Consider the following 23,121-nt stretch of genomic DNA (forward strand, 5'->3'; position numbering starts at 1 on the left):
ATTCTTGATGAAGTTCTTTGTGGGTGTCATCCCCGGCGACAAGGGCGATCTCCAATAAGGTGGGGTACATGACTTCTTATGACCTCATCGTTGTTGGATCCGGATTCTTCGGCCTGACCGTTGCAGAACGTGCGGCCTCTCAAATGGGCAAGAAGGTGCTCATTGTCGAGCGCCGTAACCACCTGGGCGGCAACGCCTACTCGGAGGCGGAGCCGGAGACAGGAATCGAGGTGCACAAGTACGGAGCGCACCTGTTCCACACCTCTAACGAGCGCGTGTGGAACTACGTCAATCAGTTCACTGATTTCACCGACTATCAGCACCGCGTCTTTGCCATGCACAACGGCACCGCGTATCAGTTCCCAATGGGTCTGGGCCTTATCAATCAGTTCTTCGGCAAGTACTACTCGCCGGATGAGGCACGCCAGCTCATCAAGGATCAGGCCGGCGAGTTCGACGTTGATGAGGCGCAGAACCTGGAAGAGAAGGCCATCGCACTTATCGGCCGTCCGCTCTACGAAGCATTCATCCGCGATTACACCGCAAAGCAGTGGCAGACCGACCCGAAGGAGCTGCCGGCAGGCAACATTACCCGTCTGCCGGTTCGCTACACCTTCAACAACCGCTACTTCAACGACACTTACGAGGGCCTGCCGGTAGAAGGCTATGCAGCATGGCTGGAGAACATGGCAGACCACGAGCTTATCGACGTCCAGCTGGACACCGATTGGTTCGAGGTTCGCGAACAAGTTCGCGAAGAGAATCCGGATGCGCCGGTTGTTTACACCGGCCCGCTGGATCGCTACTTCGACTTCTCTGAGGGCGAGTTGGGCTGGCGCACCCTGGACTTTGATCTTGAGGTCTTGCCGACCGGCGACTTCCAGGGCACCCCGGTGATGAACTATAACGATGCTGACGTTGATTACACCCGCATCCACGAGTTCCGCCACTTCCACCCGGAGCGGCAGGATAAGTACCCGAAGGATAAGACCGTCATCATGAAGGAGTACTCGCGCTTCGCTGAGTCCGGTGACGAGCCTTACTACCCAATCAACACTCCAGAGGATCGCACCAAGCTGGAGGCTTACCGACGCCGCGCTGCCGCCGAAGCACGCGAGAACAACGTTCTTTTCGGCGGTCGCCTGGGTACCTACCAGTACCTCGACATGCACATGGCCATTGCCTCCGCGCTGAGCATGTTCGACAACAAGCTGGCTCCGTTCTGGAACGAGGGCAAGGCGCTTGAGCAGGAGCGCGGCCACTAAGCCGAACTCCGTCAGCAGAACGCTTAACACTCAACACACCACCCAACACACCACTCAACACACCACACTATGGAGTGTTGGGTGGTGTGTTGTATGTAGTGTTGTGTAGTGTTGCGCAGACCGGGAAAATTATGTTTGAACTGCGAAAGCATACCGTACTGTGAGAATTTCGGACGAGGAACACGTGCGAACACTACACACAACACCACAGTATGTGTAGTGTTGTGTGTAGTGTTTGAAGGTGTTCAGGAGCGTTGAGCGCTGATAGGGGGTGAGTGATTGTGGTCTGGGACGATGACCAGGCGGAAATCGCCGAGATCATTGGAAGCCTGCGATCTCAGGACACCGATACGCGCGCCGTCGAGGTCAAGGCAGCTGCGGGAGGTTTTCCCAAGAAGCTCGTTCGCTCTATCTCTGCCTTTGCTAACGGGACCGGTGGAATCATCATCTTGGGGCTGGATGAAGACAACGGGTTCGTTACGGTACCAGACTTTGATGCTACTGCCATGGCGGATGCCCTGGCTGGCGCATGCGCAGACCTCGTGACCCCGTCGGTTCGCGCCCAGATCGACATTGTTGAGTGGGAGGGCGCGAGCATTGTCGTTGGCACCATTCCCGAATGTGCTCCTTTTGAGAAGCCTTGCTGGGTCGTTTCCCAGTCGAAGTATCACGGCAGCTATATCCGGGTCCATGATGGGGACCGCGTACTAAAGCCATACGAGATCGACAGGCTGGAGGAAAACAAGACCCAGCCGGAATGGGATCTGGAGCCGGTTCCGGCTGCTGACATCGACGATCTGGATCCTGACATTGTGGCCGAGATCTTGGCCCGCGAGCGCTCCATCCATGAACGCATTTTTGGACGGTTGAGCGATGAAGAGGCGATGTTAGCGCTCCACCTGATTACCCGGAATGACAACGGAAAACTAGTGCCAACTCTGGGCGGACTTATGGCAGCGGGCACTTACCCGCAACAGTTTTTCCCGCGGCTCAACGTGACCTTTGCAGCATATCCCGGCACCGATAAATCGGCCGGAATAGGCAAGCAGCGCTTCCTCGACAACGAAAGTCTGGTGGGGCCCATTCCGGTGCTGGTCGCGGATGCCGTGCGGGCAGTCCGACGCAATATGCGCGTCGGAGGCGTAATCGAGGGAGTCTTCCGTAAGGACTTGCCGGACTATCCTCCGGAGGCTGTGCGTGAGGCAGTCGCTAATGCGCTTATGCACCGTGATTATTCGCCGCAGGCGCGGGGCACGCAGGTACAAGTGAACCTGTATGTCGACCGGCTGGAGATCCTCAACCCCGGTGGTCTTTATGGAACGGTCACCGTTGATCGATTGGGCACTGCGGGTATGTCTAGCGCGCGCAATCAGCATTTGTCTGCGTTGCTGGAGGTGACTCCTGCCGGTGACGGAGATGGGTACGTTGCGGAAAACCGTGGTACCGGATATATCGAGATTCTCGACCAACTGGAGCGGCAGCTGCTGCCGCCGCCGGTACCAGAGGATTCATTAACCGAATTTGAACTCACCTTTGCGCGGCGAAATCCGACTACCCCGGAGCGCACCGCGGCGTTGGGTGGCGGAACCCGCGGGCGCGTGCTCGACTATCTTCGCGAACACAGGACAGCGTCCAGCCGCGAATTGGCAGGGGCTGCAGGGCTGTCCCTCAACGGCGTGCGCAGGACCATCAACGAACTTGTTGAGGAAGGCGTCATCGTGCGCACTGAGCCGCTGAAGAGCCCGAAGCAGCGCTATCGGCTGCAGGGCTAACCACGGCGTTCAACGTCACCTTGTTCGTGCGCCGCCGCTGAATACCTCGGCGCGAATTTCTCCATCTGTTCAAGCACGAGCTTGATGGCCTCCGGCGCCTTGTCCGGTGGATACTTGTAGTCGCGTAGCAACCGGCGCACGGAGCGGCGTAGTTTCGCACGCACGTCATCGCGCACTGTCCAGTCGGTCTTCGCATCGCGGCGCAGCATGGAAACGAGCTGGCGTGCGATTTCAGCAAGAACTTCGTCGTCCATGAGCTCGGTTGCGGATTCGTTTGTCGATACCGCGTCGAAGAAGGTGAGCTCGTCATTGCCTAGTGGCGGGGTGAATTGTTCACCGCGTTTGCTTTCCTTGACAATCTCCTTGGACAGGCGGATGAGTTCGGCGATGATTTCGGCGGCCGTGAGCTGCTGATTGGTGTACCGATTCATCAGCTCGGTGATCCGCTCGGAGAATTGCTTGGAGCGCAGCTCGTTGTTTCCTGTGGCGGTGCGGGCTTCCTGCTGGAGCTGGCGGCGCAACGCATCGATGAGCAACGAGACCTCAGAGGGGGATTGTTTGTCCTTGAACAGGTCGACGGTGAGATCTTGCAAGTTCGGAATCTCAATCCCGGCCTGGCGGTAGATGTCGATGACACCGGTGGCCTCAGCCGAATCAACGACTAGCTTGCCTAGGGCGTTGCGGATGGAGTCGCTAATCGGCTCGCCATTGGCCACACGGTCGCCCGCTTCGAGCTTGATGAGCCAGTTCTTGACCTCGGAATAGAACTGCACGCTCGGACGGAATTCATCGGCGGCCGGGCTGTTGGACGCAAGCGCCCATGCACGTGCGAGCCTTCCAGCCTGACGCTTGAACTCATCAGCGACGGGACGCGCGTTTGGCTTCTCGGGGTCGTAGTTGCCTTCGGTTCTTGGATTGCGAAGGAAACCAGTGACATCGAGCAGGGCACGGCGAAGGTTGGCGTCATCGATGGAAGCGGTGTTCTTCCATTCGATTCCCACAATGTCGTCGAGACGAGCCAGGAATCCCTTCGCCAGAGTTAGTGCTTCCTCAACGTCCTGGCCTGTGACCTTGGTTCCGTCGTCGGAGGGGTTGAGCGTGAACTCAGCCAGCGCCTTCTCCAAGTTCTCCACCAACGGTGCGTAGGCGACAAGGAGGCCATCCTGCTTGTCGCGGAACGTGCGGTTGACACGGGCGAGCGTCTGCATCAGCAGCGCGCTCTTGAGCGAGCGGTCAATGTAGAGCGTGTGTAGCGGCGGTGCGTCGAAACCGGTGAGCATCATGGACTGAACGATGGCGATTTCCAGCTCGTCGTCGACGTCCTTGATACGGTTCTTCACTGCCTTGAGCGCGCTCGGACGGCGCATATGGACCTTGAGCTCATCCGGGTCGGACGGCGCGGCAGAGTAGATCACCTTGATTTTTCCCTTGTCATCGGCATCCGAATGCCACTCAGGGCGCAGCGCTACGATCTTGGAGTAGAGGCGCGCTGCGATGGAACGCGTGGCGGTGACAATCATGGCTTTGCCCGGTGCACCGATGAATTCCCGCATGTTTTCGCGGCGGTCTTCCCAGTGGCGAACAAAGTCCTCAGCGAGCGCATCCAAGCGGTCGTCGGAACCGTAAATGATTTCCAACGCGGCGACAGAGCGCTGAATCCGGTCGCGCTCCACCTCGTCGAGACCCGTGAGCACTTCCTCGGCAGAGTCATCAATATCGTCATCCGTGATTCCAGCAATGCGCTTGAGCGGGATGAGGCGCGGCTCGAAGTAGACGGGAACGACGGCACCGTCCTCGACGGCGCGGTTCATGTCGTAGACATCCACGTCGTCACCGAAGACCTTGCGCGTATCGCGGTCCCACTCCTTGAGCGGGGTACCGGTAAACGCCAGCATGGTGGCATTCGGCAGTGCATTACGCAGGTGCTGTGCGTAACCATCGGCGGCGGTATCGCCAAAGCCATAGTGGGAACGGTGTGCCTCGTCGACGATGACCACGATGTTGCTCCGGTCAGAGAGCAACGGGTGCTCGGTCTCACGCAATTCACCCTGGCCGTTCAAGCCAAACTTCTGGAGCGTGGAGAAGTAGATGCCGCCGGAGGTCTTCTGCGACAGCAGCTCACGCAACTCAGCACGCGACTCGATATTGCGCGGTGCCTCCGGCAGGATGGTGGACCGGTTGAAGGTTTCGAAGAGCTGCTCATCCAGCTCGGTACGGTCATTGAGCACGATGACGGTCGGGCTGAGCATCTCCCGCCGACGCATAATCTTGGCGGTGTAGAGCTCCATCTCCATGGACTTGCCCGCACCCGTCGTGTGCCAGATGACGCCAGCGCGCTTGTCGCCGCGCGCCGCCGTGATCGTGGAACCCACAGCCTTGGTCACCGCGAAGTACTGGTGCGGCTTCGCGATGCGCATGACCAGGCCTTCGGCGGTGTCATCAAACGCCGTGAAGTCGCTGTAGAGCTGTCCAAAACGCTCCACATTAAACAGACCATCAAGCAACAGGTCCAGCTGCGTGACCGGCTCGCCGGCCACAACCATGTTGTTGGGGTCTACCGGGCTGCCGTCCTCATCTACATTCCACGGCGCAAAGTGGTTCCACGGAGTAAACGGCGTACCGTACTTCGCGCTGAGGTCATCCGAAGGAATCACGATATTGGCAAAGCGGAAAGCCATGCCGAATTCCTTGACGTACGTCTGCAGCTGGTTGTGGGCTCCTTCGATTGAGGTATTCGCGCCCGTCTTCTTCAGCTCAATGAATGCCAGCGGCATGCCGTTGACGTAGCAGACCACATCAAAGCGACGTTCCCCATCAAGGTTCGCAACGGTGACCTGGTTGAGCGACAAATAGTCGTTCTGGTGCGGCTGTGAGGACAGGAAATAGATGGTGGGGTTCTGGACGCTGCCCTCGTGGTCGATGTACTCGATACCACGGTAGCCTTCCACCAGAATCTGGTGAATGCGCCGGTTCTCCGCAATCGCGGACTGCGACTTCGGCGTGATGACCTCACCAATCGCCTGGTCGAGGTACTCCTCCGGCACATCTGGGTTGAGGTTGCGCACGGCATTGCGCAGTCGCCCGCGCAGCACGATGTCATTCCACGTGTCGCGCTCGCCGGAGCCCGGCGCAAAGTCCGGGCCATGCCCAGACACCCACTCCAGTTCAGCCAGGTGGTCCTGGACAATGAGCTCGAGGGCCTCTTCACTCAACATGATTATCTCCTCTGATGGTTATAGGGGGATAGGGGTTGCTTAGCTTTCCGATGCCGCCGTGCCCGCAACGTCCGCAGCGTCCTCCGCTTCACCGACCGTGATCCGGCCGCTCATGAGGAGGGGCAGGAGCTCGTCGCGGGTGCTGGCGAGGGTTTGGTTTTCGCGTAGAGCGTGCATTGCGCGTTCGTGGATGGGAGTGAGCTGCTGTTCGAGTTTTTCGAAGTCACGCAGCACAGGAATTACTGCGTTGTGAAGGTCAGACTTGTTAATACCGGCAAAGACAGTTCCACTGGATTGGTACGTTTCCCAGAGCTCGGGATGGCCCTTCAGCAGATAGAACAAGCCTAGATGCGATTGTTTACCGCGAATTGCTGCGATGCCGCGGCCAATGACGCAGGGGCGTTCAGCGATATTTACTTCACCAATTGGTGCACGGACTGCAAACAGGATGTCGCCTTCTTGGGCAGTGCGCACGGCCTTCTCCGCAAAGACGCGTTCAGATGGAAAGAGCTCGCCAAAGTCACGTACGCCTTGGAAGAAAGGCTCACCAATACCTTCTTCATTCAGGAACTCTCCTTTGGGGGAAGAACCCATTGTGATGTCTGCGAGATTCTGCAGATGCTCAAGTTTTTTTGTCACGGACTTCTCAACAAGGTTGATATTTAGATGAGTGGCAATTTTGATAATGCGTGAATTTGTGGAGATTTTGTCGTCGAGTGCTTTCAAGACGGACGCGATCTTTTGTTGTTCGCGTATTTCGGGCAAAGAGAACTGGAAGTCCATCATTGCCGCAGCACTGAGATTCGGTTGTGCCGACTTGGAGTGAGCGTTGGCAAAAATAAACTGCTTCCATGCTGGGGAATTCAATACATATGAAACAAAGACTGGGTCGACGTCTGAGGTCTTTGGTCTGAATCGCACTAGATAAGAAGCGAAGACTGTTGGCTCGGTACCTCTAAAGAGATGGCTAGCCCCCACGGTTGCACCTGTTCTGGCTACAACGATGTCATTTTGTTTAAGTAGCTTTTTTCTCCGATCTTCGTCATCGATGTCGACGAAAGGTACACCGGAATAGTCAGTGAAGTTAACTATGTCAGTGATACGAAGGAAATGGGTGCCTGTAGGCTGTTCGGTCGCACTGGCGGTGACTCCGTAGTCAGACTCGCATACTTCTTTTAGCGAAACGATTTTTTTCATTACTTCAACCTCCCCAGCTGTTCGCGCACAGCCTTGTCCAGGTGGGCGGCGTCGTCAAGCGCTGCAGTGAGCTCGTTGGTGAGTCGGGTGATTTTCTCGTCGATGGGCTCGTCATCTTCCTCGGCTTCGGCGAAGCCGACGTAGCGGCCGGGGGTCATGGCGAAGTCAGCGTCGCGGATGTCATCGAGGGAGGCGGACTTGCAGAAGCCGGCGATGTCCTCGTAGGCCTCGTCCTTTGGGGCGGAGGTGCGGCCGCGCCACAGGCGGAAGGTGTCGGCGATCTTCTGGATGTCTTCGTTGCTGAAGGTACGCTCCGTGCGGTCAATCATGTGGCCGAGCTCGCGGGCATCGATGAAAAGCACCTGATTGGTGCGGTCAATGGAGCCCTTGGAACCAGCCTTCTTGTCCTTGGCGAAGAACCAGACGCAGACCGGGATCTGCGTGCCGCGGAAGAGCTGTGCAGGAAGTGCGATGACGCAGGAAACGATGTCGTCTTCGACCATGGCCTTGCGGATATCGCCTTCACCGGAGGAGTTCGACGTCATCGTGCCGTTGGCCATGACAACGCCGGCCTCACCCTGAGAAGTGAGCTTAGAAATGATGTGCTGCATCCACGCGAAGTTCGCATTGCGCTTGGGCGGGACGCCGTACTTCCAGCGAGTGTCTTCCTCGTTGCGTGACCAGTCCTTGATGTTGAACGGCGGGTTGGCCATGACATAGTCCATCTGCTTGCCCGGATGGATGTCGCGAGCGAAGGTGTCGGCCCAGCGCTCGCCGAGGCCAGCAGAGCTAATGGCGTGGATGGCCAGGTTCATCTTGGCCATGCGCCAGGTGCGTTCGTTGAGCTCCTGACCGTAGATGGCCAGAGCAGTGCGGTCCTTCTCCGTGGTTTCGAGGAACTTCTCTGCCTGCACGAACATGCCGCCTGAACCACAGCATGGGTCGTAGACGCGACCCTGGGTCGGCTCCAGGATTTCTACGAGAGTGCGGACGACGGGGCGCGGGGTGTAGAACTCGCCGCCACGCTTACCCTCAGCACGGGCAAACTTCTCCAGGAAGTATTCATAGACCTCACCCAGCAAATCGCGTGCGCGTTCCGGGCCCTCCGCGGTGAAACGCGTGGTGCTGAACAAGTCGATGAGTTCGCCCAAACGACGCTGGTCAACGCTATCCGAGGCGAAGTTCGTGGGCAGGGTACCTAACAGCGACTCATTGTCCAGCATGAGCTGCTTCATCGCGTTATCGATGAGCTTGCCAATGGACTGGTACTCCTGGCCGGCGTCGGCCGACTTGCCCTTCGAGTTGTCACGCAGGAAGGTCCAACGAGCGATGGGGTCGACCCAGAAAACGTTCTTCTCACGGTATGCGTCGATATCCTCCAGGTCTTCCTGGATGTACTCTTCGCTATCGCCGCGCTCCTCGCCTTCGGCACGCAGCTCCGCGCGCCGGGCGTCGAAAGCATCAGTGACGTATTTGAGGAACACCAGTCCCAAGACGATGTCCTTGTACTGGGAGGCGTCCATGGAACCGCGCAGCTTGTCTGCTGCCTTCCATAAAGTGTCCTTGAGCTCTTTGAGGGTCGTGGCGGAGGCAGACTCTACGTTCTGCTCATCCTTGACTGAGTTAGTCATTTTTCTCCTTACATATAACGGTGTTTGTGTGTTTGAATGTTGAACTTTGTTATTAGCCTGGCGGGGATTGTGCACGAGATTCAGCGATGGTGACAGCACCGGTACCTATCGACATGACGAGGCCGTGCTCAAGTTCATCGAGGCTATGTAACTGTTCTAAGAGCTGCTGGCGTCGTGCGCGGAGTTGGTGCTCCACCGAGCTGAGGTGCTTCGCATTCCCACGTGGAAAGACGGGGAAATACAACGAGCTCAGCTCCGAGGATGTGGCCTCGTTGAAGGCTTTCGCCACGAGGTACGGGACGCAAACCTTCTCAAGGGGAGTGTGGCTGCGTCCACGGAAGGTACGGCATCGTAGTGCTTGAGCCGGCGCAGTGACTAGCTTGCCGCCTTCCTCATCGATGAGCGCGCGTGGTCTTGGGCTCTTGATGAAGACCACGTCCCCTGGCTCTGTGAGGGTGCCGCGCGGTGCAATGTCTTCCAACCGGAGACGATCGATGCAACGCGCGCCCTGTGGAATGCTCCCCAGAATTTCGGGTTCACCGATGAGTTCCAGTTTTGCTACTGCTTCAGGGGCGAGATCACGTTCGGCAATGCGGGAGCCGCTGAGTTTCTGCAGTACTCCAGTGCGAGCGTTGGTTGCGGCCTTCCACGGTAGGTACTCAAGGCGCGTTGCCCCCGATTCAGCGCGCATACCAATCTTTGGCTGCGCGTCCTCCAACCCTGCTGAACTGATGTCTAATCCTGCTTGATGCGCGGTGTGCATGAGATTGGCGGCGGAGGACGTCGACGTAGAAGAAAAGACCGAGTCATCGAGAGAATGAGTACGACTGCGCCAGGCATCAGCGGCGCGAAGAATACGACCGCGGATGAAGGTGTGCTTGCGCGCTTCATCCGGTGTGGTGAGCATGGTTGCCCAGTCTGAGACGAGACCGGGTGTCTTAAGGTCCGGCACGTCCGCGATAACGGCAGCAGCATCGGCAGAGTTGCCTTTGGCCTTGAGATTAGGGCGCTTGAGAATCCATAGTGCGCCCTGCTGCTGTCCGCGGTACGGAAAAATGCCTCGGGGCAGCCGTGCGCTGTAACGCAGCGGTGCAATTGCGCCGGTTTCAGTCGGTGCGAGGAAGCGCCGTCGGACAACCTGCGCTACAGAGTCCTCGATAAGCATGTCTGCGGTGGAAATGCAGAACATTGCGCCGCGCTCGTCCAAGTTGTCGAGCAAGTCCTGGAGGTGCTCGAAGTATTCGGGCGCATTCTTGAGAGGGAAAGGAGCAGCGTGGACGATGAGAGAATTCGCTGGGATCTCCTCGCTAGCGTCGATGAATTCCACGTTTCGGCACGCTAGTTCGGCCCAATAGAGAGAACCTGGTGCGCAGTCCTTTCGATATCCGATGTTGACCGCCAGAGTTTCTTCGAGTTCCCGGGCGAGTCCGGTGACGAAACCTAGGCTGTATTCATCAGTAGGGATGATAGGTGGAGTTGGGTTCTCTAGCGTGAGGGCTTCCGATACTGCTTGCATAGCGCGGGAAGTAAATCGGGAAGAGAGTGTTACTTGACGCTGAGCACTGAGGTCATCTGCAAGACGGGCGAGCGCGGCCGCGGGCCCGAAAGCTGCCTCGGCTACCTGCTCTGCTGCTTGTGCGATGTCAGCTTCAGGGTCATCAGAAGGAATGTTGTCTGCTGCGCGCTGGTACGCCGCAGTAAGAGAGTCGATTACTGCAGCAGAGGGCGAAAAATCCTGAGGGGAGGAAGCCGTGTTGCAGTTCAAAAGACCCAAGGCCGCGCGTGCCGGATTGCGGAGCAGCATTCGGTAGAGCGAAGAATAGAAGAGGGCATCTTCAACGGCTGTGTCGCGGTGGCCGAGCTTAGTTGCTCGCAGCCAGTCTTGAATTTCGGTGATGGCGTAGTAGGGGTGGCCATCATGTTCGCCGTGAGGGGAGGGGAAGGGCGCGATGGATTCTGGGTTAAAGCGCTGAATCCACTCGTTGACCGCGGGGCGCGTAACGCCGGTCAGCCGGGCGACATCGGCGAGTGTCAGTGTTGCGGTCACTTGAGGCCTCCTTTCATAGGGTAGTGATGGGGAATAAGGGCGAGCGGTCATCGCTGATCGCTCTGTCCAATACGTTAAATGAACTCGAGTAAAGTACCCAGCTTTTAGTCTGGTAATCGTCCTGAAGGGGGCTTAAGGCTGGTTAATTAATACTAAAAGAGTGTTACCCGAGATTGGTTTGGTTTTCGTGGGAATCGGGCTTTAAAAGCGCATGACTTGCTGACGTGTTCGGTCCGGTCTGGTGCTAAAGCGGGGGGATTGATGTGCACTTTGTGGCCGATTTTCTGCTTGTGAACGTGTTGGCTCGGGCTGTCTGTCGGCGTCGACATGTGCATGGTTATCGTCGCCGCGCTGAGCATGTTCGACAACAAGCTGGCTCCGTTCTGGAACGAGGGCAAGGCGTTTTGTCGGTGCTTTGTCGGTTCTGTGCGAGCTGCGAGTTGGTGTTGAATGCAGGAGTGAAACTCCGTAAGGTTAACACTAGGTTAACAAACAGAGAACAGAAAGTGATTGGGTGAGTACCATGACGCATCTCAATGATCACCGCCTCGCGACCCTGCGCCAGGACCTCCACGACCTGTACGGCAGCACTCACGCTGCCGCGGAAATCGACGCCGAGGTAGACGCGGCAATCGCGCGCCACACTGCCGGTGCAACGGTCGAAGAATTCATCCCTGTTCTGGTTGAACGTGAGGTAAAAGAATACTTCGGCGAGCACCGCCTTCACGTGCGCTTTTCCGCTGGCGCAAATCAGGCCTTGGCACAGGAAGTTGTAGAGCTCGCCAAGAAGTATGCTGGCGACGCCTTGCTTGTCGACGCCGCGGCACCCCACGAGGAAGCCGACCCCGAAGGCCGTATGGTCGAAATGCCTGATTTCATCGTCTACCTAGGCCGCGAGATTCCGCGCGACGAGCCGGGCAAGGACATCAAGATCTGGGACATCGCAGAGGCTAACACCGAGGAAGAAAAGCGCGAGCTGCACGACGACCTCGGCGCTCGCGTGCTTTATATGTTGGGCAAGCTGGGTATCGAGCCAGTAAGCGATAAGGCCCCTGTCGAGGCCTAATCTCACAACTAGAAGCGATAGGCCGATGGCAGTTTTGCATCAATAGCGCTGTTGGCTACCCAGAACTCGGCGTAATTATAAGGCATGTAGTGCGTGCCCATGCCCGGGTGCCAATCCTGCTCGCCTAGTTGCGGCGGGACTGCCCGCTGGTGATTGAGTTCGCCGTGGGCATAAAGCCGCTCGGGCAGCGCGCCGATGATGGGCCGGTAGTCGGCGAGAAGGCGCGCGAACTGCGCCGAGAAATCCGCGCGAGAAAGATCCTTTTCCAAGATCTCAATGCGCTCGAGAAGGGCGCTGATCGCGCTCGTCGCCGGAAGGTCTCCGCTTTTTGCCACTGCAGAAGCTTTCTGCATATCTGCTTTCAACCATGCCAACTCAGTTGACCGCGTGAGTTTTTCGCCCTTAGCCATGCGCTGGAGATCATCCAGCTGCGCCTTCGCAGTGCTGAGTCGGCGCAACTGGCGGTAACCCTGCGTAATCGACCTGCTGTGTTGGGAAAGTAGGGAAGTGCTAGCCGAAGGATCCATCGAATCCAGTGCCACAATATTCGGCTTTACCCGGCGATAGTCAGCCTTGATCTGTTCCCATTGAGCCTTGAAGGCTTCGTTAATCAGCGGGGTATTAAGTCCCGCGACGATTTTGTCGCCCTCGATGATGAACTTCGTGGCCGCTGGTAGAGCACTGCGGTTGAAATCCAGCTGTTCGAGGAGTCGACGGGCGGTTACCCTGCGCGAATACAGAAACGAAGCCACGAGCATCGTGACCGCCAGCACTGATATCGCGATGAAGATGCTCCAGCCTGGAAGCCCCGTGGTCGATTCGCGGGCGATAGAGGGATCGCCCGCAGCCTTGGCCGCTAAAAGCAGGCCGACGGTGTAGTTGCCGCCCCGCATCGGGGCTTCCATCTGGTCCAGAATACCGTCCAGGCGTCCCGGCGCCTCGATGGAAATCGCCTCGCACACGTCAGTACTGCAACGGGCAGTCGATGACACTGGCTCCAAACCAACGCCGATGAGCAGCGTTCCTTCCCTAAGACTGCGTCCATCCGGGTTCAGCAGGCCGCGGGCGTTGTCTCGCAGGTATTCCAATGCATCAGTCGATACATCCTCGTGGTTGTGCTCATAGGTGAAGTACAGAATCCGGCTTACCTCAGGAGGTAGGTCGAGTGCCTCCGATTCCTGGCGCAGAGTTGATTCATCCGAGGGAGAAAGCAGATTACCTTCATCAAGAATTTCCACCGTGGGCGTAGCGGCGTGTGCCGTTGCTGGCAGCGTCACCAGCAAGAAAGCTACGGTAAGTAGCTGGAAAAGATATTTCATTTGATAAAAGAGTCCGCTCTTAAAGAGATAGAGAATGCGAGCGCATTTATGGCTCTTTAGGCTCAGATTAATCGTAATGCTCACGGCCGGATTGTGTTAAATACGCGTCACTGCAGCCATGAATCCGTGTGGGAGCGAGGTTATCGGCCACAAACCACTAGGCTGTTTGACTGAATATTGTCATAAAACCGTTTGGAGAATCGAAGTAATCGTGACTGCCAACAATCCCTCCGCCAGCGCCGCTGGCAGCGAAACCCACGTTTTCGAACCTGTTCAGCGAATCTTGCTGCCCAAGCGCGGCGAGCCTTTTGACGTCCGGATGCTCTACCTCATCGAGTCCGAGCAAAACCGCGAGCGCCTGAGCTGGACCAACCGCACTGCGGTGACGATTCCAGCGGGTGAAGAAGCTTCTTTCGAGACCTACTTCAACGCTTTCCCTGCTTCCTACTGGCGCCGCTGGTCCCAGCTGAAGTCCATCGTGCTCTCCCTCGAGCTCGAAGGCCAAGCCAACGTCTCCATTTACCGCTCCAAGCAGGACGGTCAGCGCATCTCCGTGGCTAACCACCTGGTCGGCAGCGGTCACCACGACTTCGAACTGCCGCTGAAGAATTTCGAAGACGGCGGCTGGCTGTGGTTCGACATCACCGCTGAAAAAGAGACCGTTCTCTCCAACGCTGCGTGGTGCGCTCCACACGAGCCGGGCCCGCAGATCATGCCGGACGGTACGGAGATCCCGGCGTCGGAAAAGCGCGTTGCCGTGGGCATTCCTACCTTCAACCGCCCAACCGACGCCGTCGCAGCTCTGCAGGCTCTCGCCGAGGACCCAGTGGTTGACGGCATCATCGACTACGTCCTTATGCCGGACCAGGGCAACCAGCACCCAGCAGACGAGCCAGGCTACGAGCAGGCCGTCGAGCACTTCGGCCCGCGCTTCCGCGAGTTCCGGCAGGGCAACCTGGGCGGCTCCGGCGGCTACTCCCGCATCATGTACGAGGCGTTGGAGAACACCGATTCCCCGTTCATCCTCTACATGGATGATGACATCGCCATCGAGCCTGACTCCATCCTGCGAGCAGTTCAGGCCGCGCGATACGCCGCAAAGCCGATCATCGTTGGTGGACAGATGCTGAACCTGCAGGAGCGCTCCCAGCTGCGCACCACTGGCGAGCAGGTCAACAAACACGACTTCATGTGGGGCGGGGCGCCGCACGCGGTCTACGACCACGACTTCGCCAAGTACCCATTGCGCGCTATTGGCGACGCCCAGTCGCACCTCGACCCACGTAAGTACGACTCCCGTGCTCTGCATCGCCGCGTCGACGTCGAATACAACGGCTGGTGGATGTGCCTGTTCCCACGCGTAGTTGCCGAGTCCAACGGCCAGCCGCTGCCGCTGTTTATCAAGTGGGACGACACCGAGTACTCCCTGCGTGCAGCCGCTAATGGCTTCCCAACCGTGACTTGGCCAGGCGCTGCCATCTGGCACATGGCCTGGGCAGACAAGGACGACGCCATCGATTGGCAGGCGTACTTCCACCTGCGCAACCGTCTCATCGTCGCTGCGATGTACCACGACGGCGACGTCAAGGGCATTACGAAGTCCATCTTCAAGTCCACCCTCAAGCACACGATGTGCATGGAATACTCCACCATGGCCATCCAGCTGGAAGCTATGAAGGACTTCCTCGCCGGCCCGGATCACCTCTTCGACATCCTGGAATCCTCCCTGCCGCGCATCGCGGAAATCCGCAAGAACTACTCCGATGCCGTCATCATCGAGTCTGCCGACCAACTGCCGGCTCCGACCGGCGCGCCGGGCGTACCGACCCGCAACATCGGCGGCCGCCTCGGCAAGGTCAAGAAGCTGCCATGGCTGCTGAAGTCCGCAAAGCACCTGGTCACCAAGGAAGACCGCGCGCACTACGAGGCGCCGCAGCTCAACCTCACCCCAGACGAGGCGCGCTGGTTCACCCTGTCCCGCGTGGACTCCGCAACAGTTTCCACCGCAGGTGGCACCGGCGTGGCCTTCCGCAAACGCGACCGCGATCTGGCCACCGACCTCGTCAAGCAGACCCGCGGCCTGCTTAAGGAAATCGAGGAGAACTTCGACGATCTGAAGGCGCAGTATCGCGCCGCGATGCCGGAGCTGACCTCCCGCGAATCCTGGAAGAAGGTATTCGATGCCCAGTAAACTTTCTGTAGCTGAATCACACGTTCTGGAAAGCATCCAGAACGCAGCTTTCGACGTCCCTGGAGTTGTACCTGCCGCCCGCGGACTTAGCCACTTGGGTGAGCATGCCCTGGGTTGGATGGGCACTTCCGCTCTCATGTGCGCGGTCAATCGTGCGGACAAAGCGAAGGCTCGCCAGTGGGCATACGTCGGCGCGAGTGCTTTTGCCGCCCATGCGGCCAGCGTTGTGTTAAAGCGCATCGTTCGCCGCAAGCGTCCCGATTACCCGTACGTGCGTGTGGGCGTGGCAACGCCGTCTAAGCTGTCGTTTCCTTCTTCCCACTCGACGTCGACAACCGCGTTCCTCGTCGCCGTCGCACATCTTTTGTCCACCCCAGCGCCGCTTGTCGGCGTGCCCGTGATGATGGCTTCGCGTATGGTGCTCGGAGTGCATTATCCAACGGATACCGCGGTTGGAGCTGCGATCGGCGCAGTCACCGCAGAGGCATTAACCCGCTACGAAAGGAAGACCGCGTGAGCGATTCCCACCACGACGACGGTACGCAGCGCGTGTTCCACTCTGAACCGCATACCTCAGGAATCGACACTGGCCGCAAGCGTAAGCCGCCGAAGAACCTCGCCGACGGAATGGTAAAGGCCCTCCGCCCAAAGCAGTGGGTCAAAAACGTCCTCGTCCTCGCTGCTCCAGCAGCAGCGGGTGCGGACGCACTGTTCCATTCGCGCGTGCTTCTCGACGTCCTCCTTGCCTTCATCGTCTTCTGCATGGGCGCGTCCTCGATTTACCTCATCAATGACGCACGCGATGTCGAAGCTGACCGCGCGCACCCGACCAAGCGTTTCCGCCCGATTGCCGCTGGCGTCCTACCAGTTGGCCTGGCCTACGCCATGGCGGCAGTGCTCATCGTTGGCTCCATTGCTTTGTCCTTCCTGGCCACCGCTGGCCCACAGCTGGCAATCGTGATGGCTGTGTACATCGCTTTGCAGCTGGGCTACTGCTTTGGCTGGAAGCACATGCCGGTTATCGACATCGCGCTGGTTTCCTCTGGCTTCATGCTGCGCACAATGGCCGGTGGCGTTGCCGCGGGCATCGTCTTGTCGCAGTGGTTCCTGTTGGTTGCGGCATTCGGCTCGCTGTTTATGGCTTCCGGTAAGCGCTACTCGGAGATTCTTCTTGCGGAGCGCACCGGCGCCAAGATTCGCAAGTCCCTCGAGGGCTACACGCCGACCTACCTACGCTTCGTCTGGACCCTTGCGGCTACCGCTTTGGTCATGTCCTACTCGCTGTGGGGCTTCCAGCTTTCCAACGCCGCCGATGGCCCAGCTGGCGTCTGGTACCAGGTTTCGATGGTTCCGTTTACCATCGCTGTGCTGCGCTATGCCGCTGACGTCGACCGTGGCAATGGCGGTGCACCTGATGAAATCGCCCTGGAAGACCGCGCACTGCAAGTCCTTGCGCTCGCGTGGCTGGCCTGCATCGCTATGGCGGTCTACATCATGCCGATGCTGTAGAGAACAGGGTTCTCTACAGGGGCAGGGCGCTCTACAGGAACGGAATATGACACCATAAGGAATGTATTCTGGCAGTACAAAGCTAGGAATATAACCAAATAAGATGGGTAATGTTAAACTTTTACCCCGTGAATAACACTAATAACAAGAATCTGGTCCGGCTCAGCGCCGCGGCATCGGTGATTGTTATTGGTGTTTTTTCTTTTTGGGGTGGCTTCGTACGCCGCTGGATTTCCGACGATGGCCTCATCGTCCTGCGCACCGTACGCAACCTCGAAGCCGGAAATGGCCCCGTGTTCAACATGGGCGAGCGCGTCGAGGCTAACACTTCCACGCTCTGGCAGTACCTGATTCTGCTGCTGCGCTGGATCACTGGCGCCGACCTCGCAGGCATTGCCATCTACTTAGGGCTTTTCCTTGCTGTCTGTGCGATGGCGCTCGGCGCATTTGCCACCGCTGGTCTTGTTTCGCGGGGCAAGAGCGCAACCCTCGTCGCTCCTGCCGGCGCACTGGTCTACCTCGCGTTGCCACCAGCTCGCGACTTTTTCACCTCCGGCCTCGAATGGGGCCTAGCCATCTTCTATCTGGCCGTGCTGTGGTGGATGCTGCTGAAGTGGGCTCGGGGCGTCGACAAGCATGCGGCGAATGCCAGCGACTCCATGCCATATTGGCTGGCTGTCTGGGCTGGTCTGTCCTGGCTCGTGCGCCCAGAGCTCGCTCTCTATGGCGGGTTGGTTGGTGTGCTGCTGCTGGCTGCCCACCGTAATTGGAAAGCATGGCTCGGCATTCTCGCTGCGGCGCTGCCTTTGCCGCTGGGCTACCAGATTTTCCGCATGGGCTACTACGGCCTACTTACCCCGCACACTGCGGTGGCGAAGTCCGCATCCGGCGCAGTGTGGAGCCACGGCTTTAACTATTTGGGCGACTTCGCTCTGCCTTATGCGCTCTACGTACCGCTCATTGTCCTCGCTGCGTGGGCGCTGTGGAGCCTGCGTCGTGAACTGCGTCCCAGTGGGTTTCGTACTCCGGCCACCGCAGCCTACCTTTTGCTCGCGGCCGGTCTTTTGCATCTGATTTATGTCCTGCGCGTCGGCGGTGACTTCATGCATGGCCGAATGCTTTTGTTGCCGCTTTTCGCTTTGCTGTTGCCGGTCTTCGTCCTCCCGTTGCGTTCGATTCTTGGGGGTCTAACCGCTGCTATCTGCGCAGTCTGGGCATGCGTGATTGTTCTGCGTGGGCATTCCGTTGACTGGGATGATTTTTCTGGCCCGCTAAACATCGTCGACGAGCGTGAGTTCTGGACGCATGCCACCAAGCGCCAAACCGGCCACCCGCCGCGCTCGCTGGAAGACTTCGGCCACATGCGCTTTATTGAGCACTACAAAGAGGGCATGGATGGGCTCGAAGCTGGCGACGCCCTTGCCGTTCTTTATGCCAAGAAGGGTGAGGAGGATGCCTATGGCTGGATGGGCATCGAACGAGACCCCAGCATTGATGAATTACCCACGGTCTACTTCATCAACATGGGCATGACTTCTATGAACGCACCACTCGAGGTGCGCGTGCTCGATGACATCGGCTTGGCGACGCCGCTCGCCGCCCGCCAACCACGCATCGCCGACGGCCGCATCGGTCACGACAAGAGCCTGCCGACATATTGGCAGGCGGCGCAGACCGCGGTGGATATCGACGAGCTGCCGCCCTGGTACGACAAGGAAGAAACCCGGAAGGCACGCAAGGCGCTGCAGACAGAGGACTTCCAGAAGCTGTTTGCCACCTACAAAGACCCGCTTGATGCGAAGAGATTTTTCGAAAACATCAAATTCGCGCTAACCGACGGCCGCACCCTGACTTTTTCCGAAGATCCTGACGATTACCTTGGGAAATGATAGGGATTTAATCTCCGTTACGGCGTGGCAGCTTCCCTAAACTGCCCTGCGCCTACTCAGTTAACGAGGTTCTGTATGGAATTTTCCTGGCTAAGTGGGTTAAGCTGCTAGAGATTCCTCGTTATATTTCTGTGACGTTAACGTTTCCAGATGTGGCGACGATATGTGTCAGTAGCACTAAATTTTTCTATCTAGCTCTTGTTGAGAAGTACATAAAGGAGAGACATGACTTCACTGAGCTCGGGTCTCAAGGCGCGTGTTCTCACAGCCGTAATGACCGTTGCGGTTGCGCTTGGACTCGCTGTTGCCGCCGGTAGCCAGGAAGCGTCCGCTGCAAACCGCGACTTTTTGCGTGCTGATGCCACGGGCACCTGTGACTGGGATGCCGTCGGTTGGTGGGTGCAGCGCTGTGACGTTTGGTCCCCAGCAATGGGCCGCAACATTCCGGTGCAGATTCAGCCGGCTAAGAACGGCGGCAACGCTGGTCTGTACTTGCTGGATGGCCTGCGCGCGACGAACCGCACCAACGCTTGGATCAACGACGTAAATGCTGCCCGCACCTACGAGCCGCACAACATCACCCTCGTAATGCCGGTTGGCGGAGAGGCCTCCTTCTACGCTGACTGGGAGGGCCCGGCTACCTACAACGCTGTTTCCCCGATCAACTACAAGTGGGAAACCTTCCTGACCTCCGAGCTGCCTGGCTACCTGGAGCGCAACTTCGGCGTTGCTCGTAACAACAACTCTATCGCTGGTCTGTCCATGGGAGGCACCGCAGCCGTCACCCTGGCCGGTAAGCACCCAGACCAGTTCCGCCAGGTTCTGTCCTACTCCGGCTACCTGACCACCACCTTGCCAGGTGCGCAGACCTTCATGCGCCTCGCGCTTCTCGACGCTGGTGGATTTAACATTAACGCAATGTACGGTTCTCTGATTAGCCCGCGCCGTTTCGAGAACGATCCGTTCCGCGTCATGGACGGTCTGCGCAACACTGACATCTACATCTCCGCAGCTTCCGGTATCCCAGGCGCAGGCGATGCAGGTTACTTGCCGCAGCATCAGCTGTCTGGCGCCGTTTTGGAGATGTTCGCTGGTGCGACCACCCGCATCTGGGAGGCTAAGGCTCGTGCAACTGGTCTGCGCGTGACTTCCAACTACCCAATGCAGGGTCTGCACAACTGGGCACAGTTTGGCTACCAGCTGGAGCACTCTAAGCCACAGGTTCTCAATGTGATGAACGCTTGGTAAGCATCTAGGGAATTCGTTAGGAATCGCTCCGGCGAATTGTTCTAGATGGGTTCTTAGCCGGCCGCAGGTTTTCCTGCGGCCGGTTTTGTGTTTTTGGCGTGTTCCTCTATGAAAAGTCTCAAGTTCAACTTAAACTTGAGCACACAATAGACAGCACTTCGCGGCCTAGATGAGGAAAGTCCGGAGGAGGGGAACCTTCGGAAACCACGCCTAGTCCGCTACCTCGACATTAAAACCTCGACTTCATACAAGGACTCATCTATGCGTAAAAATGCGTCTGCATCCAGCCTGCGCTCTCCAGGTTCCCCGACCAAGGCTCGTAAGGGTCTGGCCATCGCAGCTTTGCCTACTGCTGTAGCGGTGGGCCTGTCTCTCCTGCCGAATGCAACGGCTCAGTCCTCCCTTGGTTCTTTGACACAGAACCTGGGTAGCTCCAACCTATCCGATGCTTTCGCTCCTGGTACCCCGCCGGAGCGTACTCCGATTCAGACCGAGTACCCAGAGGTTGAGGGTCTTCCGGAAGGCGTCGATATTTCCCGCGTGGAATACCTGACCAACCGCAACCTGCGCGTCTACATCAAGTCCGCAGCGATGCCGGACAAGGAGCAGGTTGTCCAGATCCAGCTTGCTCGTGACTGGTACTCCAGCCCGGATAAGAAGTTCCCAGAGGTATGGGCACTCGACGGCCTGCGCGCACGCGATGACGAGTCCGGCTGGACCATCGAGACCGACATCGAGACTCAGTTCGCTGAGCGCAACGTCAACCTCATCATGCCGGTGGGCGGCGAGTCCTCTTTCTACTCTGACTGGCAGAAGCCGGACAATGGACGCAACTACAAGTGGGAGACCTTCCTGACTAGGGAGCTCGTCCCGATTCTCGATAAGGCTTATCGTTCCAACCAGAAGCGCGCCGTTACCGGCATCTCCATGGGCGGTACCGCGGCTATGAACTTGGCGGAGCGAAACCCGCACCTGTTCCAGTTCGTTGGTTCCTTCTCTGGCTACCTGGACACCACCACGCAGGGCATGCCTGAGGCTATCGCCGCAGCCCAGATGGACGCCGGCGGATACACCTCTACCAACATGTGGGGTCCGCACTACTCTCAGGATTGGATCGACCATGATCCGAAGCTGGGCATCGAAGCACTCAAGGACATGAAGGTCTACGTCTCCGCCGGCTCCGGTAAGGACGACTACGGCAATCTGCGCTCCGTGGCAAAGGGCCCTGCAAATGCTGCTGGCGTTGGCCTCGAGGTCATCTCCCGTATGTCTACCCAGACCTTCGTCGATTACGCGAAGCGCGCCGGTGTGCCTGTTGTTTCCCGCTTCCGCCCATCTGGCGTTCACAGCTGGGAATACTGGCAGTTCGAAATGCGCGAGGCTTGGCCAGTCATGGCCGACGCCCTCGGCATCGCTAAGGAAGACCGCGGCGCAGATTGTACCCCGGTTGGAGCTATCGCAGAGGCAACCAAGTCCGGCATCCTGGGCTCCTGTCTGAACAATGAGTACGACGTCGCCGGCGGTAAGGCCGAAGACTTCCAAGCGGGTACCGCTTACTGGTCCCCAGAGACTGGTGCACACGCCATCTTCGGTCGCATCGGCGCACGTTACGCCGAGAGCGGCGGCCCGACCTCCTGGCTGGGCTTCCCAACCACCGGTGAAACTAAGACCCCAGACGGCAAGGGTCGCTTTGTTCACTTCCAGCACGGCTCCATCTACTGGACCGCAGAAACCGGCGCTTGGGCTATTCCAGGTGACATGGTTGAGGCATGGGGCAAGAATGGCTTCGAAGGCGGCGACCTGAAGTACCCAACCGGCCCAGTCACTAAGGTCGGCGAGGGCTTCGCACAGGACTTCCAGAATGGCGTTCTGACCCGTAACCCGGATGAGTCCCACTCCATCGTCCACGGTGCCATCGGTGCCAAGTACAAGGAGCTGGGCGGCCCGTCCTCCCCACTGGGCTTCCCGAAGGGTGGCGAAAAGCCAATCAAGGGCGGCTTCTTCCAGGAGTTCGAGCACGGCAACATCTATTGGTCCGCTGAATCCGGTGCGCACTACATTCTGTACGGCGCAATCATGGACGAGTGGGGCAAGCGTGGCTTCGAGCAGGGCGAGTTCGGCTGGCCAACCAGTGATTACAACCAGATCGCAGCCGGCGGCATCTCCCAGACCTTCCAGCACGGTGAGATCCGCGAAATCATGGGCAGCGTTCAGGCGGAAAAGAAGTAATCATGCGTACCTCCTTCCGGGTTCCTGTAATGTGCGCAGCCTTCATGGCTGCTGCACTCGGCATAAGCGCCTGTGGTTCCGCAACGGTTGAAAGCGAGAATTCTCCCGAGCAGACGAAAGTCGCCCCGCTCGAGCGTTCTCCGCAGCCTGCAAGTGCTTCTGAAAGCGCCTCTGAAGCTAGCTCGCAGTCGGCGGATTCTTCGGACGAAAAGTCCTCTTCAGAATCCAGCGCTGCTTCGGCAGGCGATGAGCCTGAAGACCGTGGCGCCCGGGAAATCTCCGCTATCCCTTCGCCTCGCCAGACTCAGGGACCTGAGCAAGATTTCCTAGCTGCAGTTCAGAAAGCTGGAGTAAAAACAGAAGGTGCAGAAGATCAAATCATCGGTGCAGGCCAAGCTGCATGCAACGAAGGCGATGCCGTAACCATCCCCGCTGTTGCAGGTCAGCTCATCGAGCAGGGCCGCGCACCTTTGTCACATGAGGAGCTAACCGCTGTCCTCACGGACCAAGCGCGCGACACCCTGTGTGCTAAATAAGGTAGAA

Annotated in this window: 15 protein-coding genes; 10 read left to right on the forward strand and 5 right to left on the reverse strand. The window is 58.3% G+C overall.

Annotated elements, in window-relative coordinates:
* The first annotated feature begins 68 nt into the window (after positions 1-68).
* Together glf and QKB66_RS07525 are read left to right on the forward strand one after the other, a co-directional pair.
* Positions 69-1,265: a UDP-galactopyranose mutase gene (glf, locus tag QKB66_RS07520; protein ID WP_414253013.1), complete on the forward strand. Its 1,197-nt coding sequence runs from the start codon at positions 69-71 to the stop codon at positions 1,263-1,265.
* A gap of 275 nt (positions 1,266-1,540) precedes the next feature.
* The gene (locus QKB66_RS07525; RefSeq protein WP_414253014.1) at positions 1,541-3,037 is read left to right on the forward strand and encodes an ATP-binding protein; all 1,497 of its coding nucleotides are present in this window, start codon (positions 1,541-1,543) and stop codon (positions 3,035-3,037) included.
* On the opposite strand, the gene QKB66_RS07530 is transcribed toward QKB66_RS07525, so the two are convergent.
* Genes QKB66_RS07530 through QKB66_RS07545 form a run of 4 tightly spaced genes read right to left on the reverse strand, consistent with a single transcriptional unit; the run spans position 3,034 to position 11,127 of the window.
* Complete coding sequence (locus QKB66_RS07530; RefSeq protein WP_414253015.1) at positions 3,034-6,252, reverse strand: type I restriction endonuclease subunit R; 3,219 nt, start codon at positions 6,250-6,252, stop codon at positions 3,034-3,036. The genes QKB66_RS07525 and QKB66_RS07530 overlap by 4 nt on opposite strands.
* Positions 6,253-6,291: 39 nt before the next feature.
* A complete protein-coding gene (locus QKB66_RS07535; protein WP_414253016.1) occupies positions 6,292-7,449 on the reverse strand; it encodes a restriction endonuclease subunit S in 1,158 nt (385 codons plus the stop codon).
* Positions 7,449-9,080 (reverse strand): type I restriction-modification system subunit M, encoded by a 1,632-nt coding sequence (locus QKB66_RS07540; protein WP_414253017.1) that lies wholly within the window; start codon positions 9,078-9,080, stop codon positions 7,449-7,451. The genes QKB66_RS07535 and QKB66_RS07540 overlap by 1 nt, the downstream gene beginning before the upstream one ends.
* Before the next feature lie 52 nt (positions 9,081-9,132).
* Positions 9,133-11,127, reverse strand: a complete 1,995-nt coding sequence (locus tag QKB66_RS07545) for a helix-turn-helix transcriptional regulator (RefSeq protein WP_414253018.1) — start codon at positions 11,125-11,127, stop codon at positions 9,133-9,135.
* 523 nt (positions 11,128-11,650) lie between these two features.
* On the opposite strand from QKB66_RS07545, the gene QKB66_RS07550 reads away from it, so the two are divergent.
* Positions 11,651-12,193: a three-helix bundle dimerization domain-containing protein gene (locus QKB66_RS07550; protein ID WP_414253019.1), complete on the forward strand. Its 543-nt coding sequence runs from the start codon at positions 11,651-11,653 to the stop codon at positions 12,191-12,193.
* An 8-nt stretch (positions 12,194-12,201) separates the two neighbouring features.
* On the opposite strand, the gene QKB66_RS07555 is transcribed toward QKB66_RS07550, so the two are convergent.
* On the reverse strand, positions 12,202-13,512 hold the full coding sequence (locus QKB66_RS07555) for a hypothetical protein (protein ID WP_414253020.1): 1,311 nt from the start codon (positions 13,510-13,512) through the stop codon (positions 12,202-12,204).
* 211 nt (positions 13,513-13,723) lie between these two features.
* On the opposite strand from QKB66_RS07555, the gene QKB66_RS07560 reads away from it, so the two are divergent.
* The 7 genes from QKB66_RS07560 (at position 13,724) to QKB66_RS07590 (ending at position 23,114) form a co-directional block, all read left to right on the forward strand.
* On the forward strand, positions 13,724-15,703 hold the full coding sequence (locus QKB66_RS07560; protein WP_414253021.1) for a glycosyltransferase: 1,980 nt from the start codon (positions 13,724-13,726) through the stop codon (positions 15,701-15,703).
* On the forward strand, positions 15,693-16,220 hold the full coding sequence (locus tag QKB66_RS07565; RefSeq protein ID WP_414253022.1) for a phosphatase PAP2 family protein: 528 nt from the start codon (positions 15,693-15,695) through the stop codon (positions 16,218-16,220). The genes QKB66_RS07560 and QKB66_RS07565 overlap by 11 nt, the downstream gene beginning before the upstream one ends.
* Positions 16,217-17,212, forward strand: coding sequence for a decaprenyl-phosphate phosphoribosyltransferase (locus QKB66_RS07570; protein WP_061925046.1), 996 nt, complete (start codon positions 16,217-16,219; stop codon positions 17,210-17,212). Before QKB66_RS07565 ends, QKB66_RS07570 begins: the two co-directional genes overlap by 4 nt.
* Positions 17,213-17,322: 110 nt before the next feature.
* A complete protein-coding gene (gene zomB / locus QKB66_RS07575) occupies positions 17,323-19,101 on the forward strand; it encodes a flagellar motor control protein ZomB (RefSeq protein ID WP_414253023.1) in 1,779 nt (592 codons plus the stop codon).
* 225 nt (positions 19,102-19,326) lie between these two features.
* A complete protein-coding gene (locus QKB66_RS07580) occupies positions 19,327-20,349 on the forward strand; it encodes an alpha/beta hydrolase (protein ID WP_414253024.1) in 1,023 nt (340 codons plus the stop codon).
* Between the two features lie 261 nt (positions 20,350-20,610).
* On the forward strand, positions 20,611-22,578 hold the full coding sequence (locus tag QKB66_RS07585; protein ID WP_248093852.1) for an alpha/beta hydrolase-fold protein: 1,968 nt from the start codon (positions 20,611-20,613) through the stop codon (positions 22,576-22,578).
* Between the two features lie 44 nt (positions 22,579-22,622).
* A complete protein-coding gene (locus tag QKB66_RS07590) occupies positions 22,623-23,114 on the forward strand; it encodes a DUF732 domain-containing protein (protein WP_414253025.1) in 492 nt (163 codons plus the stop codon).
* Positions 23,115-23,121 lie beyond the last annotated feature (7 nt).

Source organism: Corynebacterium sp. c25Ua_89 (genome assembly GCF_047459735.1).
Classification (GTDB): Bacteria; Actinomycetota; Actinomycetes; order Mycobacteriales; family Mycobacteriaceae; genus Corynebacterium; species Corynebacterium simulans.